This is a genomic window from Streptomyces sp. NBC_01224, from assembly GCF_036002945.1.
In the GTDB taxonomy this organism is placed as follows: Bacteria; Actinomycetota; Actinomycetes; order Streptomycetales; family Streptomycetaceae; genus Streptomyces.
In genome coordinates, this window is the sequence record NZ_CP108529.1 from 2,828,758 (window position 1) to 2,843,726 (window position 14,969).

The window sequence follows — 14,969 nt, forward strand, 5'->3', positions numbered from 1 at the left end:
CCATCACCTGCCCTTCGGACTGGCGGGTTTCGGCGGCGGTGGAGCAGTCAACCGGGTTGACTGCACATGCTGTTGACTACAGCGATTACTTGACGACGCCGAGCGAGACGTAGTCGTAACGGCCGTTGTAGGCGTCGGACATGTAGGCGTTCGTCAGTCGCTTACCGCGCCAGGTGATGTTCTTCTCGTAGATGAAGGGCATCCAGTCGGCCTGGTCGAGGATCAGCTTGTCGAGCTGCTTGTAGATCTCGCCGGCCTTGACCGGGTCGGTCTCCGCGATCGCGTTGTCGAAGAGCTTGTCGATCTTCGGGTCCTTGAGCTGCGACTCGTTGTAGTTACCTGTCTCCGACAGGAACCGGCTGTCCCACAGCGGCTGGCCGAAGCCCTGGCCGGACGGGAAGTCCGGGCCCCAGCCGCTCATCGTCATGCCGTAGCCGCGCTTCTTCACGACGGACGGCGAACCGGTGATGCTGGAGGACTCGGCGCCGTCGATCGGGTCGACCTCGATCTTGATGCCGACCTTGCCGAGCTGCTCCTGCATCGCCTCGGCGACGTCGACCTCACCCGGGTTGTTGTTACGGGCGGTGAGCTTGGTGGAGAAGCCGCTCGGCTGGCCGCACGCCTTCAGCTCTTCCTTGGCCTTGGCTGCGTCCGGCTTGCCCTTGCGGGCGAGAACACCGTACGGGTCGTAGTCGCTGTGACCCTTGATGGAGACCGGGAGGGTGCTGTTCGCGATCGCACCACCGGCGATCTCGCCACCGCGGGTCTGCTGCAGGGCCGCGAAGTCCGTGGCGTAGAAGACGGCCTTGCGGCAGTGGACGTCGTCCAGCGGCTTCGCCGTGTGGACGAGCGCGACGTAGCGGACGAAGGACGTCTGCATGTTGTCGACGCTGTCCTTGTGGTCCTGGATGGCGGTCACACGGCCGGACTGGGTCATGCCGGTGCCGTTGAGGTCGACGTCGTAGTCGCCCTCCATCAGCTTCTTGTCGTTCTCCTCCAGGTTGGCGGAGATCGTCACCGTGACCTTGTCCGGGAGCGCGGCACGGACCGGGTCCGAGGACTTGTCCCACTTGTCGTTGCGGACGAGCGCGATGCTCTTGCCCGGCTTGTACGACTCGAACTTGTACGGGCCCGAGGAGAACGGCCGCTGGGTGTACTTCGCCTTGGTGTCCTCCGACGCCTTCACGGGCGAGCCGGACGGCATGGCGAGGAACTGCTCGAAGTCACCGTTGGGCTTGGGCAGCTTGAAGATGACGGTGTTGTCGTCGGGCGTCTCGATCGCCTTCAGACCGAGCTTGTCCGCGGACGTGTCCTTGTACGGGCCCTTGTACTCGTGCTTGGGGTCCAGCGTCTGCATCAGGTACTGCGGGCCACCGGTGATGGTGTCCGTCGCCCAGATGCGCTCGATGCCGTACTTGACGTCCTTGGACGTCACCGGCGAGCCGTCCTCCCAGGTGATACCGGGACGCAGCTTGTACGTGTACGTCTTGCCGCCGTCCGAGATCACACCGGGGCCGGTGGCGAGGTCGCCGACCAGCTTGGTGGAGGCGGCGCCCGGCTTGGTGTCGTACGTGACCAGCTGGCGGGTGTAGAAGCGCATGAAGTCCCAGGCCATGCCGTAGTAGGCACGCTGGGGGTCGGCGGAGTCGAGGTCCTGCTTGCCGACCATCTTCAGCGTTCCACCCTTCTTGGTGGACGCGTTGGCGACCTTGTTGAACGCCGCGTTGAAGCCGGCGCCCTTCGCCTTGCTGCCGCTGCCGCCGTCGTCGCCGCCGCCGCCGCACGCCGTGGTGGTCATCAGCGCCGCGACCACGAGGGCCGCACCAGCGGTGAGCCGTCGTTTCGAGGTAACTGTGGACATTTTCTCGCAACCTCCGAGATCGCGGTCCCAGGCCATTGCTTGCCGGAGAACCATGGGAAGAGCCACCTGACAGTGCGGCAGGGGCAAGTCGTGGGCTATCGGGTCCCCTTGGGATCCAGGGCGTCGCGCAGCCCGTCCCCGAAGAGGTTGAAGGCCAGTACGGTGATGAAGATCGTCACGCCGGGGAAGACCATGAACATCGGGTCGTGCTCGTACGTCTCCAGGGCGTCCCGCAGCATTCCGCCCCAGGAGGCCGTGGGCGGCCGCACACCGGCGCCGAGGAAGCTGAGGGCCGCTTCGGTCAGGATGTTGGTGGGGATCATGAGCGTCGCGTAGACGGTGATCGGCGCCACCAGGTTCGGCAGCAGCTCACGGAAGAGGATGTGCGCCCGCCCGCCGCCGAGACTGCGCGCCGCTTCCACGTACTCGCGTTCACGCAGCGAAAGCGTCTGGCCGCGAACGATGCGTCCCACGTACGGCCAGCCGAAGAAGCCGATGACGGCGACGAGTACGGCGATGCGCACCCCGCTGCCGGTGAGGCCGAGCAGGTCGTCGGGGAGGACCGAGACGAGGGAGATGATGAAGAGGAGCTGCGGGAAGGACAGCAGCACGTCCATCACCCGGCTGATCACCGCGTCCACCCAGCCGCCGAAGTAGCCGGCGATGATCCCGAAGAGCGTGCCGAGCGCCACGGCGACCAGGGCCGCCAGGAAGGCCACGAGCAGCGAGATCCTGGCGCCGTAGACGATCCGGCTGAAGATGTCGCGCCCCTTGTTGGGCTCGACACCGAAGAGGAAGTCGCCGCTCACGCCGCCGAGGGATCCGGTGGGGAGATTGGTCAGCGGATCGAGCTTGTCCTGGTGGAAATCGTTCGGCGGATGTCCCAGCAGGCCCACGATCAGGGGCGCGAAGACGGCCACCACGATCAGGACGAGGACAACGATGCCACCCGTCAGAGCGACCTTGTCCTGCTTGAGGCGGTTCCAGGCAATCTGCTTGAGGGAGCGCCCCTCGACCTTCTTCACCCCGGAGTCGGCTGCGGGACCGCTGGTCGCGATCGGGTCCGCTTCCGTGGTCGGCTCGTGCAGTGGTGCCGTCATCGTGGCAAGGACCCCTCTCAACCGGCGGTGGCCGGGCCGAACTGGCCGCTGTGGCGGCTCGATCAGTCAGTCGTACGCAGAGGCGGCAGACGCCCTTGCTGCGGGAGTCTTCATTGCCGTCGCGCGAGGTAGCCATACCGTCAGGCGAATGGATGCGTAACCGTGATGCGGTCAGGGGTGTTCCGTTATCCGGACGCATGTGAACGCCCCTCGAACACGGGTCAGTTGAGGCGGAAGGGGGCACGCGCGTAGATTCGCGTCGCTTTCACCATAGGACACCCCCAGCACGGAAATCTCGGACATGGGGGGAGTTCCAGCCCGTGGCTGGCGTCCGGGCGACGTGCCTGTTCACCCAGGCATGGACGGGAGCGGGTGGCCGCATTCCGGAAGTCGGGTGCGTGCGGCGACATTTCGGTTGCCGGGGAGGTGCAACTCCGCTGCCGGCAGGATCAGTACGCGCCCTGCGGCGGCGGATAGCCGTAGCCCGTCACCGGGGCCGCCGGTGCGTGGGCCTCACGGTCGTAGAACGGACGGGAGTTGGCACGCAGCCACATCGCGACCGGGTCGTACTCGTCGGACATCGCGACGGTGGAGACGGGCAGCCCCTCCGGGACCGCGCCGATCGACTGCTGCATCATCGCGCGCACCGCGTCGACCGAGGTCTGGCTCGTGTCGTAGAGGTCGAGACCGATGGCGAGATACGGGACGCCGAGCGCGGGCTGCACCCAGGCGCGGCGCAGCGAGCGGATCGCTGGGGTGTGATGGGCGTTCTGCGAGAGCAGGGCGTAGAACTGCGGGATCTCGATGGCCGGCTCGGTGAGCCGGAGCGGGCCCGCGGGCATCCGGTCGAGGCCGGTGGCGATCCGCCGCAGATCCAGCCAGGGGATGCCTACGCCGCCGCCCGGGGCGTGCGGGTTGAGCCAGATGCCCCAGCGGTCGGGGAAGAGGGCGCGGGCGATGTCGCGGCCGCCGACCAGTTCATGGGCCCGGTTCCAGCCGCTGGCCGAGAGCTCCTGGGCGGAGGTCACACAGGGAGCGTAGCCGAGGCCGTCGATCTCCATGTTTCCGTACTGGGCGTCGGGCGAGCCCGCCTGGCCGTGCCAGAGGAGCATCCAGATCCGGCCGTTCGCGAGGGCCTGCAGCAGTGCCTCGTACGCGTCGTAGCGCCCGGGCGTCACTTGGCGCAGCATGTGCTCGACCTGCCCGGCCGCCGCGGTGCCTGACGCACTCACCTGGTCCCGCCCCTCTTCGATCCACTGTGTCGGCCCGCCGCTCCCGGGGCACACGGGTGCGGCATGGTGCCGTGGCACCAGCCATCAAACCAGCTTATGCGCCGGTCCTGACACCGACTTGACGCCTTGGCTCGACGCGGTGATCCGCTCCGAAGACGCCCGCGGGCGCCGCGCCGGGCGCTACTGGCCCGCGCGCCGGTAGAACGGCCGGACCTTCTCCCGCATCCAGTCGCCGACCGGGTCCTGAGCCACATCGAGCAGGACCAGATTGACCGGCCAGGGCACCTCGACCCGGCCGAGCGCACGGCCGAGGGCGTCCATCGGGGCGTTGCGCCCGGCGCCCTCCCAGGTGGAGAACTCGACGCCGATGAAGAGAACGGGCTCGCCGCCCTCGATGCTGGCCAGCGCCCGGCGGGCGGTGAGCACGACACCGCTCTCCTCGAATTCGCCGGCTGCCGCGGAGAGGAAGTCGACGGGCTCCTCCTGCCAGGCCGGCTCGTACAGCCGGACCCTGCCTCCGCCGGCCGGCCCGTCCAGCGAGGTGCGTCCGGCACGGCAGAGCTCGGCCACGGCGGGCGGCGGCAGCGGCATCCCGACGGCGCCGCCCGGGTTCACGGCGATGCCGAGCTGCGGGGGCAGGCCGCGGGCGAACTCGCGGGCGGGCGCGACGGTGAAAGACATATGGGTACCGACGCAGCTGAGGAACTGCTGTTCGGAGCTGAACACGGGAACGTACGGAGCGCCCTCGATCTCCAGCGTGGGCAGGTCCAGGTCGGGGGAGTCGGGTCCGCCGCCGTTGGGCAGGGGCACCCAGACGTGGCTGCGCCCGAGCACCTCGACGAGCCGTCCGCCCGCCTCCGGGCTGCCCACCGAGGCCTTCAGAACTTCTTCGAGCTCATTGGCCGGCCATCCGCTCTGCGGATGGGACTGGACCTGTGCCGGAATGTCCACTGCTTCCCCTTCTTGCCCGAGCCTTCCGGCAGAAGGTTAACGTCCGGCCGCCGGGCCCTCCGGCCCCCTCGCCCCCAAGGCTCTATGCGTCCGCGAACACGATCCGGCCCAGTTTCCCCGCCGCTTCCCGGTCCAGCAGCACCGCCGACACGCACCCGGGCGGCAGCAGGCCGGTCTCGGTGTTCCGCAGCAGCCTCCCCACCGCCCTGCGGTGCCGGGCGAACGCGTATCCGGAGACCCCGCGTCCGCGCTCCCGCTGGCCCTCCCTCGCCGTCTGCGGTGTGACGTCGACCAGGACGAGGTGGAGGACGCGGCCCCGGCGCCGCGCGTCACGGGCCAGCCAGCCGCGTACCCACGCCTGGGTTCCGCAGTCGTGGACGACGACGGACTCGCCGGAGCGCAGTGCCCGCCACAGTCCCCAGTAGTGGGCGACGCGGACGAGAGGGCGGTAGAGGGCGTACGGAATTAAACGGGGCATCAGCCCCGCCCAGCGGTCCCGGGTGTCCTGGGAGTCGATGGCACGGGCCGTGGTGGCCGCCCGCCGGATGAGTGTCGATTTGCCGCTGCCGGGCAGCCCGGAGACCACCACCACGTCGCCCGCGGCGAAGTGCAGGCTGTGCGGGCTGCGCCCGGCCCGATCCCGCAGATCCCGTACGACGGGCGCGTGCGTGCCGAGCGTCTCCGTGGCCGGAGCCCCTGGCTGTGCAGGCATCGCGCCGTGCGCGACCCCCGCGGTCGTCGCGTACCGCTGCAACGTCATCGCCCTCCCCTGTCGGGTCACCCCACGTATGCCCATGAAGTGTAAAGAAAAGGTAATGCGGCACAACCGTCCACGCCGCTGATTTCCCGTACGGGACCGGGGCCCCACTCCAGTGCGATGCATGCGATGATGACCCGGCCAACTGCATAAAGGCCGCTTGAATCCGCGCGGGAGAGTTCCGGTCACTGCATGTGCCGGGCGCCGAAGGAGCAAGTTCCTCCCTTGAATCTCTCAGGCCCCGTACCGCGTGGATGAGGCAGATCTGAAAAGCGGGCCGCGCTGCGGCTCCACCCAAGGTGCAAGCCGAACCCTTCAGGGGCTCTCGGCGAACCTCTCAGGTTCCGATGACAGATGGGGAGGGATTGTCCTCGTCGTCATGCCCTGGGAGCCATATCCATGAGCACCGCCCGTCTCACCGCCCTCGATGCCCTGCACCGTTCGCTGGGCGCGACCATGACCGACTTCGCGGGCTGGGACATGCCCCTGCGGTACGCCAGCGAGCGCGACGAGCACAACGCGGTGCGCACCAGGGCCGGTCTCTTCGACCTCTCGCACATGGGCGAGATCACCGTCACCGGCCCCGCGGCCGCGGACTTCCTGAACTTCGCCCTGGTCGGCAACATCGGCACCGTGGCCGTGGGCCGCGCCCGCTACACGATGATCTGCGCCGAGGACGGCGGGATCCTGGACGACCTCATCGTCTACCGCTTGGACGACACCGAATACATGGTCGTCGCCAACGCCGGGAACGCCCAGATCGTGCTGGACGCGCTGACCGCGCGGGCCGACGGCTTCGACGCCGAGGTGCGCGACGACCGCGACGCGTACGCGCTGCTCGCCGTCCAGGGCCCCGAGTCCCCCGCCATCCTGGCCTCCGTCACCGATGCCGACCTGGACGGTCTGAAGTACTACGCCGGTCTGCCCGGCACGGTCGCCGGTGTCCCCGCCCTGATCGCCCGTACCGGCTACACCGGCGAGGACGGCTTCGAGCTGTTCGTCGCCCCCGAGCACGCCGAGCACCTGTGGAAGGCCCTCACCGAGGCCGGCGCCTCCCACGGCCTGATCCCGTGCGGGCTCTCCTGCCGCGACACGCTGCGCCTGGAGGCCGGCATGCCGCTCTACGGGCACGAGCTGACCACCGAGCTGACCCCCTTCGACGCCGGCCTGGGCCGGGTCGTGAAGTTCGAGAAGGAGGGCGACTTCGTCGGCCGCAAGGCCCTCCAGGCCGCCGCCGAGCGCGCCGAGACCGCTCCGCCCCGCAAGCTGGTCGGGCTGATCGCCGAGGGCCGCCGGGTGCCGCGCGCCGGCTACCCCGTCGTCGCCGTGGGCGGGACCGGGAGCCAGGTCGTCGGCGAGGTCACCTCGGGCGCCCCGTCGCCCACCCTGGGCAAGCCGATCGCCATCGCGTACGTGGACGCCGCGCACGCCACGCCCGGTACCGCGGGCGTCGCAGTGGACATCCGGGGCAGCCACGAGCCGTACGAGGTCGTGGCTCTGCCGTTCTACAAGCGCCAGAAGTGACGCCCGCGCACCTTGGAAGTGACGCAGTCGCGTCTCACACCGTAAGACCACCGTTCATCAGCACTCCCCCGCGTACAGGAGAATTCAGGTCATGAGCAACCCCCAGCAGCTGCGTTACAGCAAGGAGCACGAGTGGCTGTCGGCCGTCGAGGACGGTGTGGCCACGATCGGTATCACCGAGTTCGCCGCCAACGCGCTCGGCGATGTCGTCTACGCCCAGCTCCCCGAGGTCGGTGACACGGTGACCGCGGGCGAGACCTGCGGTGAGCTGGAGTCGACCAAGTCGGTGAGCGACCTGTACTCGCCGGTGACCGGTGAGGTCACCGCCGCGAACCAGGACGTCGTGGACGACCCGTCGCTGGTGAACTCCGCTCCCTTCGAGGGCGGCTGGCTGTTCAAGGTACGTATGGCGGAGGAGCCGAAGGACCTGCTCTCCGCCGACGAGTACACCGAGTTCTCCGGCAACTGAGACCCAAAGGGACCACTGATGTCGCTTCTCAACTCCTCCCTCCACGAGCTGGACCCGGACGTCGCCGCCGCTGTCGACGCCGAGCTCCACCGTCAGCAGTCCACCCTCGAAATGATCGCCTCGGAGAACTTCGCTCCGGTCGCGGTCATGGAGGCCCAGGGCTCCGTCCTCACCAACAAGTACGCCGAGGGCTACCCCGGCCGCCGCTACTACGGCGGCTGTGAGCACGTCGACGTCGTCGAGCAGATCGCCATCGACCGCATCAAGGCGCTGTTCGGCGCCGAGGCCGCGAACGTCCAGCCGCACTCCGGTGCGCAGGCCAACGCCGCCGCGATGTTCGCGCTGCTGAAGCCGGGCGACACGATCATGGGCCTGAGCCTGGCCCACGGCGGTCACCTGACCCACGGCATGAAGATCAACTTCTCCGGCAAGCTCTACAACGTGGTCCCGTACCACGTCGACGAGACCGGCGTCGTGGACATGGCCGAGGTCGAGCGCCTGGCCAAGGAGTCCAAGCCGCAGCTGATCGTCGCCGGCTGGTCCGCGTACCCCCGTCAGCTGGACTTCGCCGCCTTCCGCCGCATCGCGGACGAGGTCGGCGCGTACCTGATGGTCGACATGGCACACTTCGCGGGCCTGGTGGCCGCGGGTCTGCACCCCAACCCGGTGCCGCATGCCCATGTCGTCACGACCACCACGCACAAGACCCTCGGCGGTCCGCGCGGTGGCGTCATCCTGTCGACGCAGGAGCTCGCCAAGAAGATCAACTCCGCGGTCTTCCCGGGCCAGCAGGGTGGTCCGCTGGAGCACGTGATCGCGGCCAAGGCCGTCTCGTTCAAGGTCGCGGCGACCGAGGAGTTCAGGGAGCGCCAGCAGCGCACCCTGGACGGCGCCCGCATCCTCGCCGAGCGCCTGGTCCAGCCGGACGTCACCGAGGTCGGTGTCTCCGTGCTGTCCGGTGGTACGGACGTCCACCTGGTCCTCGTCGACCTGCGCAACTCCGAGCTGGACGGCCAGCAGGCCGAGGACCGGCTGCACGAGCTGGGCATCACGGTCAACCGGAACGCCATCCCGAACGACCCGCGGCCGCCGATGGTCACCTCGGGGCTGCGGATCGGTACGCCGGCCCTGGCCACCCGTGGTTTCCAGACCGAGGACTTCACCGAGGTCGCGGAGATCATCGCGTCGGCGCTCAAGCCGTCCTACGACGCGGATGCCCTGAAGGCCCGGGTTGTCGCGCTGGCCGAGAAGTTCCCGCTGTATTCCGGCCTGAAGTAGTCCGGGTCACAGGTTGTCCTGAAGTAATCCGGGACACAGTTTGTCACCTTTCGGGCGGGGCACCGCGCACACTGGCAGTGGGCGCGGTGCCCCATCCCTTGTCCCCCGCTGCTCTTCGGGCCGACCGGCCCGTACCGCATCACCCGGCAGACAACGGCGTCTACCAACCCTTAGGAGTCACCCCGTGGCCATCTCGGTCTTCGACCTGTTCTCGATCGGCATCGGCCCGTCCAGCTCCCATACGGTCGGCCCGATGCGCGCCGCCCGGATGTTCGCGCGTCGGCTGAAGAACGACGGCCTCATCGCCCACACCGCCTCCATACGCGCCGAGCTGTACGGCTCGCTCGGTGCGACCGGTCACGGCCACGGAACCCCCAAGGCCGTCCTGCTCGGTCTGGAGGGCGAGTCGCCCCGTACCGTCGACGTGGAGTCCGCCGACGACCGGGTGGAGCGGATCCGTACCACCGGCCGGATCAACCTCCTCGGCATGCACGAGATCGACTTCGACGCCGACGAGCAGCTGATCCTGCACCGCCGCAAGGCGCTTCCGTACCACGCCAACGGCATGACGATCTTCGCCTTCGGCCACGAGGGCGCCCCTCTCCTGGAGAAGACCTACTACTCCGTCGGCGGCGGCTTCGTCGTCGACGAGGACGCAGTGGGCGAGGACCGGATCGTCCTCGACGACACCGTGCTGAAGCACCCCTTCCGCACCGGCGACGAACTGCTGCGGCTCTCGAAGGACACCGGTCTGTCCATCTCCTCGCTGATGCTGGAGAACGAGAAGGCCTGGCGCACCGAGGGCGAGATCCGCTCGGGTCTGCTGGACATCTGGCGCGTCATGCAGGCCTGCGTCGCGCGCGGCATGTCCCGCGAGGGCATCCTGCCCGGCGGCCTCAAGGTCCGCCGCCGCGCCGCGAACACCGCCCGCCAGCTGCGCGCCGAGGGCGACCCGCAGACCCTCGCGATGGAGTGGATCACCCTCTACGCGATGGCGGTCAACGAGGAGAACGCGGCGGGCGGCCGCGTCGTCACCGCACCCACCAATGGCGCCGCGGGCATCATCCCGGCCGTGCTGCACTACTACATGAACTTCGCGGCCGGTGGCGCCACCGAGGCGGAGAAGGAGGACAGCGTCGTCCGCTTCCTCCTCGCCGCCGGAGCCATCGGCATGCTGTTCAAGGAGAACGCCTCCATCTCCGGCGCCGAGGTCGGCTGCCAGGGCGAGGTCGGCTCCGCCTGCTCCATGGCCGCGGGCGCCCTCGCGGAGGTCCTCGGCGGCACGCCCGAGCAGGTCGAGAACGCCGCCGAGATCGGCATGGAACACAACCTCGGCCTGACCTGCGACCCGGTCGGCGGTCTCGTCCAGATCCCGTGCATCGAGCGCAACGGCATGGCCGCGGTCAAGGCCGTCACGGCGGCGAAGATGGCGCTGCGCGGCGACGGCAGCCACAAGGTCTCCCTCGACAAGGTCATCAAGACCATGAAGGAGACGGGCGCGGACATGAGCGTGAAGTACAAGGAGACGGCGCGGGGCGGGCTCGCGGTGAACATCATCGAGTGCTGAGAAAACCTGGTTGCAACGCCCTGCACGGTCAGGACCAGGAACTGGATCGCCCGTGATCCGGGGCGGGCAGCCTCGCCACCCGGGCCTCGACGTCCGCCTCGGACAGGGCCGTCCGCTGCTGAGGACGGTGCGGGCATCGCCCCCGCACCGTGGACGCCCGACCGCGATGGACGCCCTGGCGCCGGGGATCATCACACCTCTGTTCCCGCCTTCTGCATCAGGGCTCCCGTAGTACCGCCCGCCGCCCGGTCAATTCGGCCCGGCAAAGATCGACGTCAGCGGGATCAACGCGGTGCTCCGCCCCTCCGCATCGAGGATGTGGCCTCCCCGCTTGTACGTCCGGAGGCTGACGAATCGGTCCGCGATCACGATGGACGGGAGCTCGCGGACCAGCGCGGCCTCGAAAGGTGCGATCTCGGCGGTACTGCGGAACCACATCGTCAGCAGCATGTTCGACGGTCCGGTGATCGCTTCCACGACCCGGCACTTCGGAATTCTGCCGAGCACCTCGCCGACCCGGTTCACCTCGTCCGGCGCCACCGAAATCATGAACGTGGTCGGGACGATCGGCCCGACAAGGGCGTTCGCGCCTTCACAGCGCAGGGCGATCCGACCGGAATCGATCATCTTCCCTACGCGGCGCCGGGCAGTGGGTCCAGTCGTTCCGCACCGGTCGGCGAGGTCCGTCCAGGGCTGCCGCCCGTCGCGCGACAGCTCCTCGAGCAGAAGGCGATCGAGATCGTCGAGCGAGGGGCCCGACCTGCGAGGCGTCCCGACCTGCGGCCGTGTCAGCAGGGCGGACTGCTGCAGGTCCAACGCCTGCACCCGCCACCGCGACCCCTCCCGATAGGTCGCCAGCATGAACAGCGTTGTCACGGAGACGATCCCGCCGATGGTCTCGATCCGCTCACTCAGCAGTCGGGCCAGGCCGTCGAGGCTCGGCGCGAAGGCGTCGACCAGAAAGTCCGCCCCGCCCGACGTCGCGGACACCGAGACCACGGCGGGCTCGGCGATCAGCGCTGCGGCGACATCGCGCTTGGCGTGCGGCCGGCAACTGACCACCAGGAACGCCGCACACCCGTAGCGGACGAATGCCGGGCCCGGGCCGATCGCAATCCACGCCAGACCGCGCTCGGACAGCGCACTCCACTTTCTGGCCAACGTCTTCGGCGAGTGGCACAGCGCCCCGGCCAGCTCGGCCCAGTCGGCACGAGGGTTCAGCTGGAGCGCGTCGATGAGCGAGATGTCGAGTTCCGACCCGGGGTGAGTGTTCATATCGGGCAGTTTGACGCCCTGTTGTGTCAAATATGGGCCAGTTGACGATTCGGGTGATGCGCGTCACCCACAGTGTGGAGCGGGCCGCCCACGTACCCAGCTTCCAAACGACATCGAAGTCGAGGTCAATGATGCGGACAAAGCCACCACAGCGGGAGCAAGCGGTCGCGCAGCGGCACTCTCCCGTCAAGGTGCTCCTGGGCTCGATGGCCCTCGTCGAGCTGCTGAGCGGCGTGACCCAGGGCTACCTCACGCCGCTCCTGCCCTCGCTCGGCGGCGCCCTGCACATCACCGACGCGGGACAGACCCGGATCTACCTGTTGTCCCAACTCGCCTTCGCCGTGTGGACGCCACTGCTCGCCAAGCTCGGCGACACATACGGCCACCGCCTCTTCCTGCGAGTGTCCATCGCGCTCGTCACCGTCGGATCTCTGCTGATGGCAGCCTGGCCGAGCCAGCTCACGATCTCCGTCGGCGTCGTGCTCCAGGCCGCCGTCGTCGGCTTCATGCCACTGCTCATCGGCATCCTGAGGCACCGGGCGCCGGAACACCGCCGCTCCGGGGTCGGCCTCCTCGTCGGCGCGCTGACTGCCTCGGTGGGCGTCGGCGGCGTCATCTCGGGCACGCTCAGCGAGCACTCCGCGGCCCTGGGGCTGTGGGTTGCGGTGCCGTTCGCGGTCCTGGCCGTCATCGCGGGCCTGCTGCTCCCGGACGGGGGCCCGCCCACCGGCGAGCGCCTGCCGCTACGAGCGTTCGCGCTGCTGGCGCTCGGCCTAGTCGGCGTGGTGGCCGCGCTCTCGCTCGGCGGCAGCTGGGGCTGGACCTCGGCCCGCACGGTCGGCTCACTGGCCGGGGGGCTGCTCGCCCTGGCCGCCTGGATCGCTGTCGAGACGCGGGCGGCGACCCCGCTCGTCAACCTGCGCATGCTGGTCAACCCACCCGTAGCCATCGTCTCAGGGGTCACGTTCTGCCTGGCGTTCTCCACCATCGGTTTCTTCGGCGCGAACGCCGTCTTCCTGGGCTCCACGCCCGGCAAGGCCGGGTTCGGGCTGGCCTACGGGCCGCAGGCGATCGCACTGGTCGCGCTCGCGCTCAACGTCTTCGCCCTCGGCAGTTCCCTCTCCACCGCGGCGCTGCTGCTCAAGTTCGGCGAGCGCCACACGCTCGCGCTCTCCGGCGTCGTCATCGCCGCGTCGTTCCTGAGCCTGTTGGTGTGGCACCACACGGCGCCGCAGTATCTCGCCGCGATCGCGCTGCTCGGCCTCGGCTTCGGCGGCTACCAAGCCTCGACCCGCGCGCTGTGCGTCGAGTGTGTCCCGGAGAAGGACACCGCCATGGCGGCGGGCATCAACGAGCTCGCGCTGTCGTTCGGCGCGGCCATCGGAGCGTCCGTCGTGGGCGCGATCATGTCGGCCCATCAGACCTCGGCGGGCGTGACCCTGCACGCGTACACCTGGCTGTGGTCCGTATGCGCCGGTGTCGCGGTCGCCGGCGCGGGCTTGGGCCTGTGCTACCGCAAGCGAGAGGAGTCCCGGTGAACACCGAACACACCGGTGTGCCGGCCGACATCGCGGCCGCGATCGCGAATGCAGTCGACCGCTGGTCCGACGGGCTCGTAGAGCTCAGCCACAGCCTGCACCGAGAACCGGAACCGGCATTCGCGGAGCATCGGTCCTGCGCCAAGATCGCCGACCTCGTCGCGGCCGCCGGGTTCACCGTCGAGCGGGGCGTCGGCGGTCTGGACACGGCGTTCACCGCCACGCGCGGAACCGGCGACCTGACGATCGGTTTCTGCGCCGAGTACGACGCCCTGCCCGGGATCGGACACTCGTGCGGACACAACGTCAACGGCGCCGCCGCAACCGGCGGCGCGCTGGCCCTGGCCGCAGTCGCCGACGAGCTGGGCATCCGCGTCAAACTCATCGGCACGCCTGCGGAGGAAGCCGGAGGCGGCAAGGCGATTCTCCTGCGAGCCGGGGTTTTCGACGATGTCGCCGCCGCGATGATGGTTCACGCCGGCGGGCAGGACGAGGTCGACGGTTCCTCACTGGCGATGGCCCAGTGGACCGCGGACTACACCGGCCGGCCCTCCCACGCCGCGACCGCGCCGTGGGAGGGCGCGAACGCGCTCGACGCGATCTCGGTGGCCTACCACGCAGTCGGGCTGTTGCGGCAGCAGCTCGAGCCGGGGCTGGTCGTCTCCTTCATCGTCACCGAGGGCGGGCAGGCGCCCAACGTCATTCCCGCGCATACGCAAGCGGCGGTGGAGATCCGGGCCGGCTCGGTGACCCGGCTGCGCCGGGCAAAGGCCCGGGTCCGGGCCTGTCTGGAGGCCGGCGCGCTCGCCACCGGGACGAAGCTGGAAATCACTCCGTGCGGGGAGGAGTTCGCCGATCTGCGGCAGGACGAGTTCATGACCGGCGCGTATGTCCGGGCGCTCAGGGCCCTGGGACGGATCCCGGTGTCGCGCGCGGGTGAGCACATCGCGTCGACCGACATGGGTAACGTTTCGCAGGTGCTGCCGGCGATCCACCCGACCATCGGCTACGAGGTCGGTGCCGCCGCCCACCACACGGCCGAGTTCGCGGAGCACGGAGCGTCGCCCTCCGCCGACTCGGCGGTGCTCGACGGGGCTGCGGCGATGGCGCTGGTCGGAGCGGAGCTTGCACGCGATCCCGAGCAGCGGACCCGGCTGCTCGGCGGGGTGAGGGAGCGACTGAGCAGCGCCGGGTCCGAAACCTTCCTGGGACAGACGTGAAAGCCCCTGAAAGGCCCCTGAGGATCCCGCGCGGCCGGGCGACCCACCTGGGTTGTGAGCTGCTGTCGGTTTGCTGCGTCGAAGTGAGTTTTAGTGAGCGTGAGTGAGTCCTGTCGGCGGGTTCGCGGGGCGGGAACGGAAGTTCTGGGGCCGAATGGGTGACCTTGGTGTCTGCTGCTCGTTGGGCTGGGTGGCAG

General features: G+C 69.2%; 12 protein-coding genes and 1 riboswitch. Of the genes, 6 read left to right on the forward strand and 6 right to left on the reverse strand.

Features of this window, described 5'->3' with window-relative positions:
- Positions 1 to 85: 85 nt before the first annotated feature.
- The 5 genes from OG609_RS12040 to OG609_RS12060 form a co-directional block, all read right to left on the reverse strand.
- Positions 86 to 1,861 (reverse strand): ABC transporter substrate-binding protein, encoded by a 1,776-nt coding sequence (locus tag OG609_RS12040; RefSeq protein ID WP_327272800.1) that lies wholly within the window; start codon positions 1,859 to 1,861, stop codon positions 86 to 88.
- Between the two features lie 95 nt (positions 1,862 to 1,956).
- The gene (locus OG609_RS12045) at positions 1,957 to 2,961 is read right to left on the reverse strand and encodes an ABC transporter permease (protein ID WP_327272801.1); all 1,005 of its coding nucleotides are present in this window, start codon (positions 2,959 to 2,961) and stop codon (positions 1,957 to 1,959) included.
- 449 nt (positions 2,962 to 3,410) lie between these two features.
- The gene (locus tag OG609_RS12050; RefSeq protein ID WP_327272802.1) at positions 3,411 to 4,193 is read right to left on the reverse strand and encodes an enhanced serine sensitivity protein SseB C-terminal domain-containing protein; all 783 of its coding nucleotides are present in this window, start codon (positions 4,191 to 4,193) and stop codon (positions 3,411 to 3,413) included.
- 180 nt (positions 4,194 to 4,373) lie between these two features.
- A complete protein-coding gene (locus tag OG609_RS12055) occupies positions 4,374 to 5,144 on the reverse strand; it encodes an enhanced serine sensitivity protein SseB (protein WP_327272803.1) in 771 nt (256 codons plus the stop codon).
- An 82-nt stretch (positions 5,145 to 5,226) separates the two neighbouring features.
- Complete coding sequence (locus OG609_RS12060) at positions 5,227 to 5,904, reverse strand: AAA family ATPase (RefSeq protein WP_327272804.1); 678 nt, start codon at positions 5,902 to 5,904, stop codon at positions 5,227 to 5,229.
- Positions 5,905 to 6,062: 158 nt separating this feature from the next.
- Positions 6,063 to 6,160: riboswitch (glycine riboswitch) on the forward strand.
- Between the two features lie 140 nt (positions 6,161 to 6,300).
- On the opposite strand from OG609_RS12060, the gene gcvT reads away from it, so the two are divergent.
- The 4 genes from gcvT (at position 6,301) to OG609_RS12080 (ending at position 10,739) form a co-directional block, all read left to right on the forward strand.
- Complete coding sequence (gene gcvT, locus OG609_RS12065; protein WP_327272805.1) at positions 6,301 to 7,425, forward strand: glycine cleavage system aminomethyltransferase GcvT; 1,125 nt, start codon at positions 6,301 to 6,303, stop codon at positions 7,423 to 7,425.
- Positions 7,426 to 7,516: 91 nt separating this feature from the next.
- A complete protein-coding gene (gcvH, locus tag OG609_RS12070) occupies positions 7,517 to 7,894 on the forward strand; it encodes a glycine cleavage system protein GcvH (RefSeq protein WP_327272806.1) in 378 nt (125 codons plus the stop codon).
- Between the two features lie 18 nt (positions 7,895 to 7,912).
- Positions 7,913 to 9,172, forward strand: a complete 1,260-nt coding sequence (gene glyA / locus OG609_RS12075) for a serine hydroxymethyltransferase (protein WP_327272807.1) — start codon at positions 7,913 to 7,915, stop codon at positions 9,170 to 9,172.
- 184 nt (positions 9,173 to 9,356) lie between these two features.
- Positions 9,357 to 10,739 (forward strand): L-serine ammonia-lyase, encoded by a 1,383-nt coding sequence (locus OG609_RS12080; RefSeq protein WP_327272808.1) that lies wholly within the window; start codon positions 9,357 to 9,359, stop codon positions 10,737 to 10,739.
- 249 nt (positions 10,740 to 10,988) lie between these two features.
- On the opposite strand, the gene OG609_RS12085 is transcribed toward OG609_RS12080, so the two are convergent.
- Complete coding sequence (locus tag OG609_RS12085; protein WP_327272809.1) at positions 10,989 to 12,014, reverse strand: Lrp/AsnC family transcriptional regulator; 1,026 nt, start codon at positions 12,012 to 12,014, stop codon at positions 10,989 to 10,991.
- Between the two features lie 206 nt (positions 12,015 to 12,220).
- Here OG609_RS12085 and OG609_RS12090 point away from each other — a divergent pair, with 206 nt between their 5' ends.
- On the forward strand, positions 12,221 to 13,552 hold the full coding sequence (locus tag OG609_RS12090) for an MFS transporter (protein WP_327272810.1): 1,332 nt from the start codon (positions 12,221 to 12,223) through the stop codon (positions 13,550 to 13,552).
- Positions 13,549 to 14,772, forward strand: coding sequence for an amidohydrolase (locus OG609_RS12095; protein ID WP_327272811.1), 1,224 nt, complete (start codon positions 13,549 to 13,551; stop codon positions 14,770 to 14,772). Before OG609_RS12090 ends, OG609_RS12095 begins: the two co-directional genes overlap by 4 nt.
- The last annotated feature ends 197 nt before the right edge of the window (positions 14,773 to 14,969 follow it).

Excerpts from the sequence above, each read along its gene's own strand:
- OG609_RS12040 (WP_327272800.1), bottom strand. The coding sequence starts at position 1,861 with ATGTCCACAGTTACCTCGAAACGACGGCTCACCGCTGGTGCGGCCCTC.
- OG609_RS12045 (WP_327272801.1), bottom strand. The coding sequence starts at position 2,961 with ATGACGGCACCACTGCACGAGCCGACCACGGAAGCGGACCCGATCGCG.
- OG609_RS12060 (WP_327272804.1), bottom strand. The coding sequence starts at position 5,904 with ATGACGTTGCAGCGGTACGCGACGACCGCGGGGGTCGCGCACGGCGCG.
- gcvT (WP_327272805.1), top strand. The coding sequence starts at position 6,301 with ATGAGCACCGCCCGTCTCACCGCCCTCGATGCCCTGCACCGTTCGCTG.
- gcvH (WP_327272806.1), top strand. The coding sequence starts at position 7,517 with ATGAGCAACCCCCAGCAGCTGCGTTACAGCAAGGAGCACGAGTGGCTG.
- glyA (WP_327272807.1), top strand. The coding sequence starts at position 7,913 with ATGTCGCTTCTCAACTCCTCCCTCCACGAGCTGGACCCGGACGTCGCC.
- OG609_RS12085 (WP_327272809.1), bottom strand. The coding sequence starts at position 12,014 with ATGAACACTCACCCCGGGTCGGAACTCGACATCTCGCTCATCGACGCG.
- OG609_RS12090 (WP_327272810.1), top strand. The coding sequence starts at position 12,221 with ATGGCCCTCGTCGAGCTGCTGAGCGGCGTGACCCAGGGCTACCTCACG.